Here is a 14,166-nt window from a genome sequence, read left to right as displayed (position 1 = left end):
GGCGAGATCTTCGAGGGATTCTGCTCCGCTGAAACGCTCCATATGGTTTGTGCCGGGCCAGCAACGACCATCAGAGACACACTGGGTGAAATAGGCAGTCGATCGCCGCGATTCAGCAAGGCTCCAGAGATTGCGGGCTTGAGGACACCAGTGAATAGCGTCCCAAACCCATAAAACACGGCGATCGCGGACTAAACACTAATGATCATCCACACGCCGCCAGCAATGCGGAATTCCGAGGCGAGATGCTGGTTGAATCCGATCCAGTCCTGCCACAGCTCAATCTCATTCCTCCAGCTCACCGACTCTGTAGGGGTTTCGACACTGATTCAAGTGATTGGCCAGCAGCTTCGACTCCGACCCAGCCTTCCATGGCCGCTGCGAACAGCATCAACGCGGCACCCAGCGCCCACCCTTCGGCAACGTGGACCTTTGATCCTGTTGAGATGAGTTCTCCAAACAGCAGAGGAGCGCCAACACCCCCAATGAGAGTTCCGATGGCATAGAAGACAGCGATGGCGAAGGCTCTCATCTCAAGCGGGAAGATCTCGCTGATAGTGAGATAGGCTGCGCTGGCTGCCGACGATGCGACGAAGAAGATCATTGCGAAACAGATGCCAAGTCCCCGAAGGCCAATTGTCCCGTGTGCGAAGGGATAGCAGACGCCAGCAAGCATCAGACCGGCAATTCCATATGTGGCAGTGATCATCGGCTTTCGGCCAATTGTGTCGAAGAGCCTGCCCAGGATCAGGGGCCCCAGAAAGCTGGCAATGGCGAACGGAAGGAGTTGAAGCGGCAGGCTTTGATCGCTGATGTGATAGAACTTCTTGCCGATCAGAGCATATGTAAAAAAGACCGCATTGAAGAAAAACGACTGGCCCACCATGAGCGCCAAGCCGAGAAGCGAACGGGTCCGATTCTCTCCCACCATGTTCTTGAATATGTCGCTGAACGGCGTGTGGTCCCTAGTGGTGAGCTCCAGCTTCTTGTCAGTTGGCGCGGTGATTTGCTTTCCAGTTCTTTTAACCTCCAGCTCAATCGCATCAACGACGCGATTCGCATCCTCCTCCTTCCCTCGCAACATCAGCCAGCGCGGACTCCCCGGGACCTTCAACCGGAGCAGCAGCACGCCCAGCCCCAGTGCGCCTCCGATTCCAAAGGCGTAGCGCCAGCTTTTGTCCAAGGGAAGGCCATGACCGCCCAGCAGTATAAAAGCAGCAATCGATCCGACCGTAGCCCCGATCCAAAACGTTGCATTTACGAAGAGATCGACGGTTCCACGGACCTTTCCCGGGATCAGCTCGTCGACGGCGGAGTTAATGGCGGCGTACTCACCGCCAATTCCCAGGCCCGTAAAGAAGCGGCAAAAGGCAAAGAAGAAGAAGTTCATCGATAGAGCCGTGCATATTGTCGCGACGGAATAGGTAGCCAACGTAACGAGGAAGAGCTTTTTCCGTCCCAGTCGGTCTGTCAAATGGCCGAAGAAGAGCGCACCGCAAACTGCTCCAGCTAAATAGATTGTTGCCGCCGCCGTCACTTGTGGATCGGTCAGCGATAACCCGTGTTTGCTCTCCAAAACTCCGGACAAAGAACCGACGAAGGTCACTTCAAGTCCGTCCAGAAGCCATGAAGTCCCAAGGGCTGTGATGATGCGGACATGCCACCTCGACCAGGGGAGCCGGTCCATGCGCTCGGGGATATGAGTTTCGATCTCTCGCTCTTGTTTCGACGCACTCATGCCGTTTCCTTCTTCGCTTTGATGATGCTGATCGTCCCGTTACGCTCGAGGATGGCGTATTTGATGTCGAAGATCGAATTGAGGCCATTCATCCTGGCGGCCGCCATGATGTCTTCGGGTGCCATCTTCATGCCTCGCATCACCTCATCGACCCACGCACCATCCTTCAATAAAACAAGTGGAGTTCCGTCGACGATTGCTCCAAAGCGAGGAGAGCGTGCTTTTATCCAGGCCACCATGTTGTGGAGGAGCCCCACAGTCAGAATGGCCATTCCACAATTAGTGATCGACCGGTCGCCACCCGTGACAGCCAGAATGATGACTCCGCCAACGAGGAAAACAATTACAAATTCAAACATGGTCATTTGGGCACCAGGCCGCCGTGTGAGCAGTCTGACCATCAGCATCAAGAAAAAGTATCCCGCGACTGCATAGAGGATTGTGAACATATTGCTCCTAACACTGCCTCATTCTGGAGGCCGACTACGGCATCACTACAACTCGCGCTGAGAGCGGCGGAGACCCCGGCACCTCAAGAGTGAAGTGGTAGATGCCAGGTCTCGAAGGCTGCAGTGCGAATTGCACTGAGCCAGGGGCCTCTTCTGCGGAGAAAGTATAGGTCAGTCCACCGCGTCCGACCGCTGTATCCAACGGCGATGGGATGACCCTTTGCGCCCCAAGCTCCTTGACGACGCTTTGGCTCACATGTAGCTTCACCTGTTGCTTGCCAAGAGTATTTGGTTGGAACTGAACCTCTAATATCGAAGGTGTACCAGTTCGCTCCACCCGCTCATACTTGACAAGCATGGCGTCGTTGCTGAGAGTCGCATGGGCAACTGGCCCACGTCCTAAGAAGCCCGCGAAGTTCAGTACAAGCACCAGGGCGATCACCCACCACATAAACGTTTCGAACTTCCACCACTTACGCTGGAAGCCGAGATCTTCCCCGACCGCCACTTCATCGTTAATCTTCGGGACCGAATCCTCTACCGGTTTGCTGAAAGCGACATCGCTCACTTGGTTCCTTCGATAATGCTGATCTGGCCGTTTCGTTCAAGGATTGCGATCTCAATTTTGTCTAACGTGGCGATCCCCTGGTCCCGCGCCTGCGCCATGACATCATCATCCTGGATTCGCATCTTGCTGAGGGTCTCAGACCGCCACTGTCCGTTCTCAAGGAGGATCAGCGGTGTTCCATCGAGCAGGCGGGCAAGCCATCTCGACTTGGTCCTTGCCATTGCGATGCAGAAGTGCGCCAGGGCAACGGTCAGAATTTGGATAAAAGCATTGGTAAGGGAAGCGTCATCACCTACCATCGCAGTTAGCGCGAGTCCCCCCATAAAGAAGACCAAGACAAATTCGAACGGAGTAATTTGCTTTCCGGGACGGCGGCCGACGATGCGGACGACAAATACCAGGAATACATAGAACAAAATTGCGCGGACAGAAGCTTCCACTTGTAAACCTCTCAACTTCCGTTCGACTCATTTGAATATGGAGCAGCACTCTATCTGCGACGCAGAACGAACGCGGCTATCAAAATGAGCAGCAAAAGCCCAATGCTGCCAGGCCAGATGAAGAATCCACCGCCACTTGAAACCCCAGCTATGACACACCCAGTGAGCGACAGCACACCGAAAGAGAGCAAGGTCAGCAGTACAGACGCCCGAATCGTAGATGCAGTTGAAATCATTCCAGAACGAGAATCAGATCTCATCTTTCCTCCATTGTTCAGAGACAGAAGAGCCCGCTTCACAGCGGGCCCCCTTTCAGCAGCACATGTAGTGCTATTCGACGAAGCCGGGATGAGCAACGACGATCTCGAAGCTCCGAACTGTAGCAGCTAGGCCCAAGGATCGATCACGATTTTGGTCACTTTCTCTTTTTTGTCACGCCAGATTTTGTACATCTCCGGGGCTTGTTCCAGGGTGATGTGGTGAGAAATGATGTAGCTGGGATCGATCTGACCCTTCTCAACGCGCTCCAACAGCGGCTGCATGTAGTTGTGCATGTTGGTCTGGCCATCTTCATCGTGATGCCCTTCCCGAACGCGGCTCCGAACGGTACCTTGTCTAACAAACCACCATAAACGCCAGGGATCGACAGTGTTCCGCCTTTCCGTACCGCCTGGATCGCTTGCCGCAGCACGCTGGGCCGATCGGTCTCCATGAAGAGCGCCGTCTTCACCACGTCGTAGATGCCCTGCAGCTCATTCGAATGCGCCTCAAGACCAACCGCGTCGATGCAGCTATCGGGACCAACTCCGCCTGTGAGATCCTTCAGCGCGGTGAGAACACTCACGTCTTCCTCTGAGTAGTCGACAGTAATCGCTCCGAGGGAACGCGCCAGATCGAGACGCTCCTGAAAGCGATCAATCGCGATGACGCGAGCCGCCCCGAGCATGAACGCACTCGCAATCGCGAACTGCCCAACAGGCCCGCATCCCCAGACAGCTACGGTGTCACCAGGCTGGATCTGAGCATTTTCGGCCGCCATGTAGCCGGTTGGGAAAATGTCGGACAGGAACAGGACTTTCTCGTCCGGAAGGTCGTTTTCGATCTTCAGAGGCCCAACATTCGCGAACGGGACCCGCACGTACTGCGCCTGGCCCCCGGAATAGCCACCCATCATATGCGAATATCCGAAGAGCCCTGCGCCTGAGTAGCCATAAGCCTTTTCCATCAAGTGGGCATTGGGATTTGTGTTGTCGCACGCAGCCCAATATTTCTTTTTGCAGAAGATGCAGTTCCCGCAAGCGATCGTGAACGGAACGACTACACGATCTCCGCGCTTGAGGTTGGTGACCTCAGGGCCGACCTCTTCCACGAGTCCCATGAACTCAGTCCCATAATGTCGCCAGACTCCATCGTGGGGATAAAGCCGTCATATAGGTGGAGATCTGAACCGCAAATCGCAGTCCGGGTCACCTTGATGATCGCGTCATGCGGATTGATCAGTTCAGGGTCGGGAACTGTGCGAGTTTCCATGCTGCTCTTTCCCATCCAACAAACTGCTTTCATAGTTCTCTCCTGCGGCTAGTTGCCGCCCGTTGGGGTTGGGACAGTCTCACCGTAGCTTGACCGCTTGAAATTGCCAATGACACCGCGATCGCCGTGCGGATCGAGCTGGGTCCGAGGAATTTCTCCAGTTTCGGCCAGCGCCTTGAAGTGGCGAAGGTTCTCTACTACTGCCTGCTTCGGGTGGCGTCCGACGAGGGTTTCCCAGGTGCTTGCGAGTTTGCCCATCCGGAATTCCTGGAGGACGGTGACGACCGTGCCGACGCCGTTGGGTGCCTCTTCGAAGATGACCTCACCGGCATTGTCGGATTCCCCACCGATTGAGCGCCAGGCGATCCGGACGCCGGGTTCGTCAGCAAGAACTTCCGATTCCCAACTGATCACTTTCGCGTCGTCTTCATTCGAAGTCTTCATCGACCAACGGGAAGTTGTCGCGCCGGTCTCGACAACGTTGACGATGTGCTCCTGCCATCGAGGTGCAGCCTCTACATTTCTCCACATTTCGTAGAGAGTCTGCGCATCTTTCAGAACGAGCGCTGAGGTCCGCACCCAAAGTTTCCCATCTTCGTCCTCAGGAGGAGGAAGGTAACGACCATTCACAACCACGGACGCGCCTATGGATGGTGGAAGGTCTTCTGCGCAGTGCTTTTCAGTCAATGGTGAAGTCGACATAATGTTTTCTACTCCTTAGTGATATTTGGGAAGGACGGTCTGCGGGCCCTCAGGCCGATCGCCAGTGATCAGGCTTCTTTTTGTCGTTTAGATGACGGACACGAGCCACGACGGGGGAGTGATTGTTCCCTTTAGCCCAGGCAATAGCTTTCTCTTGCGTACTGAAAGAGCCGAGCACATTGTCGGCGTGGTCCTCAACGACGTACCCTTCGATAGCCGATCCCTCCGGACGCCCTTTGGGACGCGCTTCCACGAACACATTGGCCATATCAATTCTCCATGTTGTGAATTCCTCGGAGTTCGATGCAACGGACGTTCCCTGAGGTGTCCTCGACCCCGGCGGCTCACCGGTCCGCGACGCCATTGGCACTTTTCATATACAACCTAGCCCTGTTTTGTCACTTCTCATGAGCAGGCACAAGATTGCCAAAACTTGAATGAGGAGAAAGCAAATGGGACTCATTACACCGAACGATTTTCAAAGCCTTCGCGAGCTATACACGGCCCAGCTCCGCTACCTTCTGTCGACTGAAAAGCAGATCGTTGAAGGCCTGCCCGACATGATCGAGCACGCTGACGATCTGCAGCTCAAGCAAGCATTTAAGTCTCATCTTCAGGAATCAGAAATTCACGTTTCACGACTCGAAGACCTCATCGGGGATGTGAACGAGGGCGATGTGGATGACAAAAAAGACCCCATCCTGACCGCAATCGTCGGTTCCGGCGAGAACATCACGAAGGAAAGCGATCCGGGTGCTGTTCGCGACGCTGGTTTGATCGCCACCGCTCAGAAAATCGAACACTATGAGATCGCCTCTTACGGCAGTGCCCGCGACTGGGCTATCCAGCTTGGTCTTTCCGACCACGCGGCGACCCTGCAGAAGACTCTGGCAGAGGAAAAGCACGCGGACCATCTCCTTTCAGAGATTTCCCAACGGGCCAACGCGGTCGCGGCTACCGTTTAGGCGGGCCATCCGCCAGAAAAGAAGAGGCAGCTTGTCTGACTCAAACAAAATGCCTCCCCACCCTGTTCGGGCCGGGAGGCATTCTACGTATAAGAAAAACTTCAGTCCTGCTGGACTCGTTCGTTAGCGACCTGCAGATCGTTTGTGACCTTGAACACGCCGGGAACGCTGTTCGCACGAAGACCGGCAATCTCCTTGTCAGCCTTATTAATGACAACGCCGACCAGGGTCACGTTCCCATTTTGAACGACGATGCGAATCGGCTTTGCCGGATCGATCGCGTACTTGTTGAGCATGGGATAACCATAGATTGAACGGGCCGTCGCTATTCGAATCCTGTCATCAAACATGGAGACCGGATCAACCTGAATGTTGTCTACGACTCCCTTCACTCCCGCCGTGTAACTGGCATCTCCAAGGGCGAAGTTCTTGTCCACAGGACCATAGGCAGTTCCGCCCAGCGTCACAATTCCGTGATCCACATTCAGCGAAATGGCGTTGAAGGCAGTCGTCCCGTAGCCAATTCTGTCCGACTGAATCTTCCCAAGGAGCTTTTGCTGCAAAATTTCGTCGGGAATCACAGGTCCGCCGACCTGAAGGCCGTCCTTTACTGCGGTGACCGCTTTGATCTTATGAGCCCGCATTATTGCATCTTCCTTGACACCGTAGACGTCGACGGTTCCGGCCAAGGACACCACCCCGTTTTGAACGCTCGCTTGAACGTCTTTGAACCTGGCGTTGCTCAGAGATTTCGTTAGTTCAGCTTGTATGCGGCTGTCGCTCTGCGTGCCTTCGGCCCACGCGCGCGGAGTAATCTGTGTAGCAGATATTGCGAAAGCAATCGCCGCTATTGATACCTTCCAACCCGTTGTCTTCGTCAGCATTTTGCCCTCCTGGGCTCTTTTACCTCTATCCAGTCAGACCCAGAACTGGGAGTTTAGTTGTGTTTCGCGCGGAGGACAAATGGGTCATGCACCCTGATATTTGCCTAAGAACTATCCCTCGGCTGTCAGCTGAGGGACGGCGAAGAAGTGACATCATGGGCGGGATCATTAGGGGCCGTGTCCTCTGGTTTCAAGTAGAAGCTCGTACATTCCTTTGACAAAACCCCTCCTTTTACATCCAGATCGTCCCGGAACGCTTGATGGATAAAATCAGCCGTGTCGAAATGCCTCGACTCAAAGTAGACAGAATTGACATCGTTCCTCGCCGCTCCGTAAACGATTCGGCTTACTCCCGCCCAAAGACACGCCATCGTGCACATGCCGCAGGGCTGCAGCGTGCAGTAGACGGTGATCCCTTTTAAGCTGGTCGATTTCCTTTCCTTACAAAGCCGCCGTATGCCCACCATTTCTGCATGAGCAGTAGGATCGCATTGGAGATCGCCTTCGTTGAAGCTGGAGCAGACAACTGCTCCGTTCTCGACCAAGACACAGCCGACCTGAGCTCCGCCGGGTGTCTCCTGCCCTGCCCTCGCCTGCTCTAAAGCCGCAGCCATGAATTCCAGATCTTTAGCGTCCTTCAAGCATTCCCCCCACATGGCTAGTAGCGCCCCGTCTGAGCGTTTTGTGACTTGAGAGCGAAGAGAAGCAGCGAGCGGCTAGTCACTCCATAGGTGTCGCCAGTCTTGTGGCTACCCTCCGCTTTGTTGTCTTCGATGTTCGTGTCTATAAGAAGTGCCCATTCATCTCCTCCGAAAGACTCAGGGAGGGTGAACTTTACGAGATCATGATGGGCGTTGATGACGATCAGAAGTGTGGCGTCATCTCCGGGCTTCTGGATTCCGGTACGTTGGGCCCGTCCATCCATCAACATCCCGAAGCACTTCATGGAGTTGTCGCCCCAGTGCTCAGCGGACATCTCTTGTCCATTCGCATTGATCCACGTCAGATCCTTGACGCCCAACACTTCGTTGTAAGCTCCTGTGTAGAAGCGCGCACGTCGAAGAATCGGAAACTTGTGGCGAAGTTCGTTGAGCTTACGCACGAACTCAAGCAGATGCTTTCCCTTCTCCTGCAGCTCCCAGTTCAACCAAGAGATTTCGTTGTCCTGGCAGTAGGCGTTGTTATTGCCCTGCTGAGTGCGACCGAATTCGTCACCGGCCACGAGCATCGGGGTGCCTTGAGAGAGCAATAGGGTAGAGAGAAGATTCTTGATCTGCCGGGAGCGGAGAGCGTTGACCTCGGGATCGTCCGTCGGACCCTCAGCCCCGCAGTTCCAGGAACGATTGTCCGAAGCGCCATCCTTGTTGTCCTCGCCGTTCGCCTCATTGTGTTTGTCGTTGTAGGTCACTAGATCGTTGGTGGTGAACCCGTCATGAGCCGCGATGAAATTGACCGACGCCCAAGGCTTTCTGCCTGAACGATTGAAGACGGAACCTGAAGCGGTGAGTCGCTCCGTGAGTGCTGATACCGGTGCCTCGTCTCGCCAAAAGTCCCTTACAGTGTCCCGAAACGTGTCATTCCACTCTGCCCAGCCGGGAGGAAATCCGCCCACTTGATAGCCACCGGGACCGCAGTCCCAAGGTTCGGCGATGAGTTTGACCGTAGAGAGGAGAGGGTCCTGGGAACATGCCTTCATGAATCCGCTTCCAGTATTGAACCCGTCAGATTCGCGAGCGAGAATGGTTCCCAGATCGAAACGAAACCCATCCACACTTGTGGACTCCACCCAGTACCTTAGCGAATCCATGACCATCTGGAGGACCCGCGGATGGCTGACGTTCACCGTATTTCCCGTGCCAGTTTCGTTGACGTAGTAGCGAGGTTGGTCAGGCAGGAGACGGTAATAGCTGGCGTTGTCGATCCCCTTGAACGAAATCGTTGGCCCCTTCTCGTTTCCTTCAGCCGTATGGTTGTAGACCACATCCAGAATGATCTCGAGCCCGGCTTCGTGATAGCGAGCGACCATCTCCTTGAATTCTTTGAGAGTTTCAGGCCGGTTAGAAGCATATCGAGGATCGGGCGCAAAGAATCCGATCGTGTTGTAGCCCCAGTAGTTGACGAGCCCCTTCTCAAGAAGATTGCTGTCGTTGACGAAGGTGTGTATGGGCAGCAGTTCAACCGAAGTCACACCCAAGGTTTTGATGTAGTCAATGACTGGTCTTTCAGCGAGGCCGGCGTAGGTTCCGCGCAAATGCTCGGGAATGTCCTGTCTCAACTTCGTGAAGCCTTTGACGTGCGTCTCGTAAAAGATCGTCTCGTCCCAGTGGACATTGCGCCGTCCCCGCTCCCCGCTGAAGTCAAAGTTCGGGTCAACGACGATACATTTGGGAACAAACGGAGCCGAATCACGCTCATCGAACGTGAGATCGTCCATGCTTTCCATGATGTAACCGAAGATGGCCGGGTCCCATATTACCTCGCCAATGTGGGCGTGGGCGTAGGGATCGAGCAGCAGCTTGTTCGGATTGAAACGATGGCCCTTTTCCGGCTCGTAGGGTCCGTGAACGCGATATCCGTAGCGTTGGCCTGGACCGATTCCCTTCAGGTAGCCATGCCAAATCTCATTGGTGTGCTCCGGCAAGACGACCCGTTCCAGTTCTGTCTCACCGTCTTCGGAGAACAGGCAAAGTTCCACCTTCGTTGCGTTCGCTGAGAACAACGCGAAGTTGACGCCCTGCCCATCCCAATTCGCACCACGATGGGCAGAATTACCTTCAAATAGCTCGAATTGCATACTTCCCCCTATGACCGGAGATCATTGACCAGCAGCTTTGGACATCTCTATTGCGGGCAACCATTGGATGCAAAAACGCGACTATTGACTAGGGATCTGCAGGGGCCAAATGAACGTTTTCGTTAAGCCCTCCGCTCCCGCTAGAGAAATATTCTCCCGCAGCAGTAACGGGACTGCCACATTTGAGCGACAAAAGAATCTTGAGGAGATCTGTGAGATCAATGACAATGGAACGCCATTCGACACTTGAGGGCTCGGCGCAATTCGGTCCTCACCTGCCCGAAGGCGGCGGTGTAGCGTTCAGCCTCTGGGCTCCCTCGGCAGAGACAGTCGCTTTGAAACTGGTGGGTGAGGATTCTATACGCCCTATGGAACGTACAGAAGACGGCTGGCACTGTTTGACGGTCCCTGAGGCAGCCGTCGGCAGTCGATACCAGTTTGTACTTCCCGACGGAACGCAGGTTCCTGACCCGGTGTCCCGCTACCAGCCCTTTGACGTCAAGGGGCCGAGCGAAGTCGTCGATCCACATTCATTCCAGTGGGACGATACCGAGTGGACTGGGAGGCCGTGGCACGAGGCCATCTTGTACGAACTTCATCTCGGAACCTTCACGGACGAAGGCACCTTCTTGGCCGCAATCAACAAGCTGGATCACCTGGTGGAACTCGGCGTGACCGGTATCGAAATCATGCCGATCGCTGATTTTCCCGGCAAGCGCAATTGGGGATATGACGGCGTGCTGCTCTATGCAACGGAGTCCAGCTACGGACGCCCTGAGGACTTCAAGCTTCTGGTCTGTGAGGCTCATAAACGGGGACTCATGGTCATTCTGGATGTGGTCTACAACCACTTTGGCCCAGATGGGAATTACCTTCCGCTGTATGCGCCACAGATCTTCACGAAGCACCATAAGACCCCATGGGGCGATGCCGTCAATTATGACGACCAGGACAGCGAGACAGTTCGCGAGTTCGTCATTCAGAACGCCTTATATTGGCTACAGGATTTTAGGCTTGATGGCTTACGGCTCGATGCCGTGCACGAGATCAAGGACGATGGCCCCAAGCACCTCTTGGAGGAGCTCTCCGAACGCGTCAAGGCATCCATCGAGGGCCGTCCAATTCACCTGATCCTCGAGAATGAAAAGAACCAGGCTCGCCGACTTACGCGAGACTCCTCAAGCCAGCCCGTCGCGTTTACTGCGCAATGGAACGACGACATGCACCACGTCCTGCACACGGCGGCGACCCTCGAGGCGCAGGGCTACTACGGAGACTACAAAGACGACGATGACAAACTCGGAAAGGCGCTAGCGGAGGGTTTTGCGTTTCAGGGCGAGACGATGCCATCAATCGGCGAACCGAGAGGCGAGCCATCTGCTCATCTACCACCCACAGCCTTCGTCGCCTTTATGCAGAACCACGATCAGATCGGCAACCGGGCTTTCGGAGAGCGGATCAGTGACATTGCGTCATCGGGTGCCGTCCGTGCGATTGCGGCAACGTACCTTTTGCTGCCTCAAATCCCCATGCTGTTCATGGGTGAGGAGTGGTGCACATCCAAGCCATTCCCCTTCTTTTGTGACTTTGAGGGAGAACTTGGGGATCTTGTTCGTAAGGGCCGCCGGGATGAGTTCAAGAACTTCGCAGCCTTTCAGGACCCTTCGCAACGTGATCGTATTCCCGATCCGCAAGCCCTCGATACCTTTCTTCTCGGAAAGCTCGATTGGGAACAAAAAGATTATGGAATCCATAACGACTGGCTGAATTGGTACAAGCGGATCATCACGGTTAGAAAGAAATTTGTTATTCCGGTGCTGCCGCTTATTGGCGGAAATGCAGCGCATTACGATGTCAAAGGTAGGGGTGCGGTCTTCGTCACTTGGAGCTTTAAAGGCGGTCAACTTCAACTCGCGGCAAACCTCTCTGGCGATCACGCCGAAGGCTTCCCGGAACCGGTGGGAGAAACATTATGGCAGGAAGGGCCGGATCATCTAGGGGCCAAGAATCGACCTTGGTCAGTCCGGTGGTCCATTGTTCTCGAACCAGAGAAGCGCCATGCCCTGTAGCAAAACGGCTGAAGAGGACACCTAAACAGCGAAAGGCCCCGCCGAAGCGGGGCCTCTCTACGATCTGAGGGCCTATACCGCAACGGGTTCAGGTTCAGCGGCGAGATCGGGTGCAGCTTTCGCCTCGTCTCCTTTGCTCTTCTTGGCGGAATACTTTTCTTTGCCAGACTTCGGCTCCTTCGGAGTCTCAGGCTCTTTCGCGCTCAGCTTCATGATCGGAGCGCCAGCGGCAGTGATCTTCTTGGCTGCGGCCAGTTCTTCTTTCAGGTTCGAGTTCAAGAGTTTGACGATCTTCGGCAATCCCAGAGCGGTCGCCATCGAGATGCAGGCCTCATAACCAGCGATCTCGTAGTGCTCGGTGCGGAGCGCGGCTCCGATGAGCCCAGCTTCGAAAGAGGAGCCCTCTTCGTCACTCTCCAGGGCGTCCTTGCCCTCTTCGATCACGCCTTCCATGCCGTTGCAGTGTTGGCCGGTCGGCTTCTCACCCAGTTCAGCGAACACCTTTTTCAAACGCTCGACCTGGCCCTTGGTCTCGGCGAGGTGGGCGGTGAAGATGGACTTGAGCTTCGGGTTCTTCGAGCCCTTCGCAAGCTTTGGGAGAGCCTTCACCAGTTGGTTTTCAGCGCTGTACATATCGCGCAATTCGTCGATCAAAACTGTCTTCAATGCCATTGGTCTATCTCCATGATGTTGTAAAGCCTTCTCATCATATGCTGACCACAAACGACGGGTTGTCTCTCGCAAGAACCGCCCGGGAAAGCGGTCAATCGGACCGAGCTAGCTTTTCAGCGGTCGAATGGCATTTAGGAGGTCAGTGGGGTGGACGGGCTTGGAGAGGAGTGCGAAATCAAGTCCTCCTTTGCGGGCGGAGGCAAGCAGGTCGGCAGTTGATGCTTGCCCGGAAAAGAGAAGAACCTTGCAGGCGGGAGCTTTCTTTTTGAGCTGAATTGCAAGATCGATGCCGGAAAGTTGAGGCATACGACATCCGAAATGAGGAGATCTGGACTCTTCTCATCGGCGGCGGCCAGCGCTTTGAGAGGGTTCGTAAAGCCAACCGCGTCAAACCCGCTCTGTTTAAGAATCGCGGTGAGTGTCGTTGCAATCACCGTCTCATCGTCGACCACGAAAACCCTCACCTCTTTCTGGTCGTTCATCGTTCTCCTCGGATCAATCGTAAGTATATTGGTGGATTCTAAGGCTGTTTGGGGCCAGTTTTCGAGCCTCTACTCATGCACCCGGCCTTGATCTTTTCGTATTTTGCCTGAAGTTCATCGAGTTCGAGGTCGCTCAGATTCTAGTCTCAATGAACGAACGCTACACCGCCGCCTGTTGGGACGGACAACCTCATCCGCATAAACGGATATCAGGATATCGTTTTATCAGTTTGAACGAACCCTCGGCAGTTCATCCCATCGCGTTGTCCATCGTGGCGACCGATCCTCCGCCCTGAGCTTCCAGGCGGCATTCTTAGGACCGGCACCGAGAGTACGGACGGTGTCGCGCCCGAGGGTCGCGTTGAGCTTGTCCATCGCCTTCCAGGCCCGTTCCCTTCTCTCTCGGTCGAGATCGCCGCAGAGGGCCGGTTGCCGGATGGTTTCGGGCAGCAACTCGGTAATCATGATCCCTGTCTTTGAGTAGCGGAAGCCGTCTCGCCACAGCCTTCGCCCAGGCGCACGGCCAGGGCGACCACTTCCCCGGTGTCGATGTTCGTCCCTGCGAACCGGGCTGAGGCTCCATTGGAGTAGAACGGGGCATTGTTGAAGTTGTTCGTGTGCATGAAGACGAAGATGATTTCGGCGGCGACCCTGTAGCGCCGCATCTTATCTGCTGCTCGTGTGGCGTAGCTTGCGATGGCCTCGCGCATCTCCCGCCAGGTTGTGACCAGGCCCCGAAGCTGCGGGTGACGGCAATTCCCTTCCTTGTCGGCTCCATCAACTGCCAGAGGCAGACAAGAGATAGCGCGAAGCTCATAGACGGTACGGCGACCCGTCACGGTCATCAGCGCCCGCGCATTGTCTGGATCGAGT

15 protein-coding genes and 1 pseudogene are annotated in these 14,166 nt (G+C 55.1%); 2 read left to right on the top strand and 14 right to left on the bottom strand.

The window, feature by feature from the left end:
• Positions 1-298: 298 nt before the first annotated feature.
• From HDF16_RS23820 to HDF16_RS23790, 7 genes are all read right to left on the bottom strand, one after another.
• Positions 299-1,738 (bottom strand): MFS transporter, encoded by a 1,440-nt coding sequence (locus HDF16_RS23820; RefSeq protein WP_184222341.1) that lies wholly within the window; start codon positions 1,736-1,738, stop codon positions 299-301.
• Complete coding sequence (locus HDF16_RS23815) at positions 1,735-2,187, bottom strand: DUF421 domain-containing protein (RefSeq protein ID WP_184222339.1); 453 nt, start codon at positions 2,185-2,187, stop codon at positions 1,735-1,737. The genes HDF16_RS23820 and HDF16_RS23815 overlap by 4 nt, the downstream gene beginning before the upstream one ends.
• A gap of 34 nt (positions 2,188-2,221) precedes the next feature.
• A complete protein-coding gene (locus HDF16_RS23810) occupies positions 2,222-2,755 on the bottom strand; it encodes a hypothetical protein (protein ID WP_184222337.1) in 534 nt (177 codons plus the stop codon).
• Positions 2,752-3,195 (bottom strand): YetF domain-containing protein, encoded by a 444-nt coding sequence (locus HDF16_RS23805; protein ID WP_184222335.1) that lies wholly within the window; start codon positions 3,193-3,195, stop codon positions 2,752-2,754. The genes HDF16_RS23810 and HDF16_RS23805 overlap by 4 nt, the downstream gene beginning before the upstream one ends.
• A 415-nt stretch (positions 3,196-3,610) precedes the next feature.
• Positions 3,611-4,573: a zinc-binding dehydrogenase gene (locus tag HDF16_RS32040; RefSeq protein WP_432432274.1), complete on the bottom strand. Its 963-nt coding sequence runs from the start codon at positions 4,571-4,573 to the stop codon at positions 3,611-3,613.
• Positions 4,574-4,773: 200 nt separating this feature from the next.
• Entirely contained in the window at positions 4,774-5,427 is a 654-nt protein-coding gene (locus HDF16_RS23795; RefSeq protein WP_184222333.1) for an SRPBCC family protein, read from the bottom strand.
• Positions 5,428-5,476: 49 nt separating this feature from the next.
• Positions 5,477-5,695, bottom strand: a complete 219-nt coding sequence (locus tag HDF16_RS23790) for a hypothetical protein (protein WP_184222331.1) — start codon at positions 5,693-5,695, stop codon at positions 5,477-5,479.
• Positions 5,696-5,864: 169 nt separating this feature from the next.
• On the opposite strand from HDF16_RS23790, the gene HDF16_RS23785 reads away from it, so the two are divergent.
• Positions 5,865-6,392: a ferritin-like domain-containing protein gene (locus HDF16_RS23785; protein ID WP_348641412.1), complete on the top strand. Its 528-nt coding sequence runs from the start codon at positions 5,865-5,867 to the stop codon at positions 6,390-6,392.
• A 101-nt stretch (positions 6,393-6,493) separates the two neighbouring features.
• Here HDF16_RS23785 and HDF16_RS23780 read toward each other — a convergent pair whose 3' ends face one another.
• The 3 genes from HDF16_RS23780 to glgX form a co-directional block, all read right to left on the bottom strand.
• Positions 6,494-7,276, bottom strand: a complete 783-nt coding sequence (locus HDF16_RS23780; protein WP_184222327.1) for a BON domain-containing protein — start codon at positions 7,274-7,276, stop codon at positions 6,494-6,496.
• 125 nt (positions 7,277-7,401) lie between these two features.
• The gene (locus HDF16_RS23775) at positions 7,402-7,917 is read right to left on the bottom strand and encodes a nucleoside deaminase (RefSeq protein WP_184222325.1); all 516 of its coding nucleotides are present in this window, start codon (positions 7,915-7,917) and stop codon (positions 7,402-7,404) included.
• 17 nt (positions 7,918-7,934) lie between these two features.
• The gene (gene glgX / locus HDF16_RS23770) at positions 7,935-10,070 is read right to left on the bottom strand and encodes a glycogen debranching protein GlgX (RefSeq protein ID WP_184222323.1); all 2,136 of its coding nucleotides are present in this window, start codon (positions 10,068-10,070) and stop codon (positions 7,935-7,937) included.
• A 221-nt stretch (positions 10,071-10,291) separates the two neighbouring features.
• Here glgX and treZ point away from each other — a divergent pair, with 221 nt between their 5' ends.
• Positions 10,292-12,139 (top strand): malto-oligosyltrehalose trehalohydrolase, encoded by a 1,848-nt coding sequence (gene treZ, locus HDF16_RS23765; protein WP_348641415.1) that lies wholly within the window; start codon positions 10,292-10,294, stop codon positions 12,137-12,139.
• A 72-nt stretch (positions 12,140-12,211) separates the two neighbouring features.
• Here treZ and HDF16_RS23760 read toward each other — a convergent pair whose 3' ends face one another.
• From HDF16_RS23760 to HDF16_RS23745, 4 genes and pseudogenes are all read right to left on the bottom strand, one after another.
• Positions 12,212-12,811: a ferritin-like domain-containing protein gene (locus tag HDF16_RS23760; RefSeq protein ID WP_184222321.1), complete on the bottom strand. Its 600-nt coding sequence runs from the start codon at positions 12,809-12,811 to the stop codon at positions 12,212-12,214.
• A 105-nt stretch (positions 12,812-12,916) separates the two neighbouring features.
• Positions 12,917-13,293, bottom strand: a pseudogene (locus HDF16_RS23755) (response regulator).
• 225 nt (positions 13,294-13,518) lie between these two features.
• Positions 13,519-13,758, bottom strand: a complete 240-nt coding sequence (locus tag HDF16_RS23750) for a DUF4113 domain-containing protein (protein WP_184222320.1) — start codon at positions 13,756-13,758, stop codon at positions 13,519-13,521.
• Positions 13,755-14,138, bottom strand: a complete 384-nt coding sequence (locus tag HDF16_RS23745; RefSeq protein WP_184222318.1) for a hypothetical protein — start codon at positions 14,136-14,138, stop codon at positions 13,755-13,757. The genes HDF16_RS23750 and HDF16_RS23745 overlap by 4 nt, the downstream gene beginning before the upstream one ends.
• Positions 14,139-14,166: the final 28 nt, after the last annotated feature.

Origin of the sequence: Granulicella aggregans (assembly GCF_014203275.1) — a bacterium.
GTDB lineage: Bacteria > Acidobacteriota > Terriglobia > Terriglobales > Acidobacteriaceae > Edaphobacter.
Note: the sequence above shows the minus strand (reverse complement) of the source record. Positions and strands in the feature narration are given on the sequence as shown.

Bases quoted from the DNA above. Each gene is read 5' to 3' on its own strand.
- glgX (WP_184222323.1), bottom strand. From the start codon at position 10,070: ATGCAATTCGAGCTATTTGAAGGTAATTCTGCCCATCGTGGTGCGAAT.
- HDF16_RS23760 (WP_184222321.1), bottom strand. From the start codon at position 12,811: ATGGCATTGAAGACAGTTTTGATCGACGAATTGCGCGATATGTACAGC.
- HDF16_RS23745 (WP_184222318.1), bottom strand. From the start codon at position 14,138: ATGACCGTGACGGGTCGCCGTACCGTCTATGAGCTTCGCGCTATCTCT.
- HDF16_RS23790 (WP_184222331.1), bottom strand. From the start codon at position 5,695: ATGGCCAATGTGTTCGTGGAAGCGCGTCCCAAAGGGCGTCCGGAGGGA.
- HDF16_RS23815 (WP_184222339.1), bottom strand. From the start codon at position 2,187: ATGTTCACAATCCTCTATGCAGTCGCGGGATACTTTTTCTTGATGCTG.
- HDF16_RS23780 (WP_184222327.1), bottom strand. From the start codon at position 7,276: ATGCTGACGAAGACAACGGGTTGGAAGGTATCAATAGCGGCGATTGCT.
- HDF16_RS23750 (WP_184222320.1), bottom strand. From the start codon at position 13,758: ATGATTACCGAGTTGCTGCCCGAAACCATCCGGCAACCGGCCCTCTGC.
- HDF16_RS23795 (WP_184222333.1), bottom strand. From the start codon at position 5,427: ATGTCGACTTCACCATTGACTGAAAAGCACTGCGCAGAAGACCTTCCA.
- treZ (WP_348641415.1), top strand. From the start codon at position 10,292: ATGACAATGGAACGCCATTCGACACTTGAGGGCTCGGCGCAATTCGGT.
- HDF16_RS32040 (WP_432432274.1), bottom strand. From the start codon at position 4,573: ATGGGACTCGTGGAAGAGGTCGGCCCTGAGGTCACCAACCTCAAGCGC.
- HDF16_RS23785 (WP_348641412.1), top strand. From the start codon at position 5,865: ATGAGGAGAAAGCAAATGGGACTCATTACACCGAACGATTTTCAAAGC.
- HDF16_RS23820 (WP_184222341.1), bottom strand. From the start codon at position 1,738: ATGAGTGCGTCGAAACAAGAGCGAGAGATCGAAACTCATATCCCCGAG.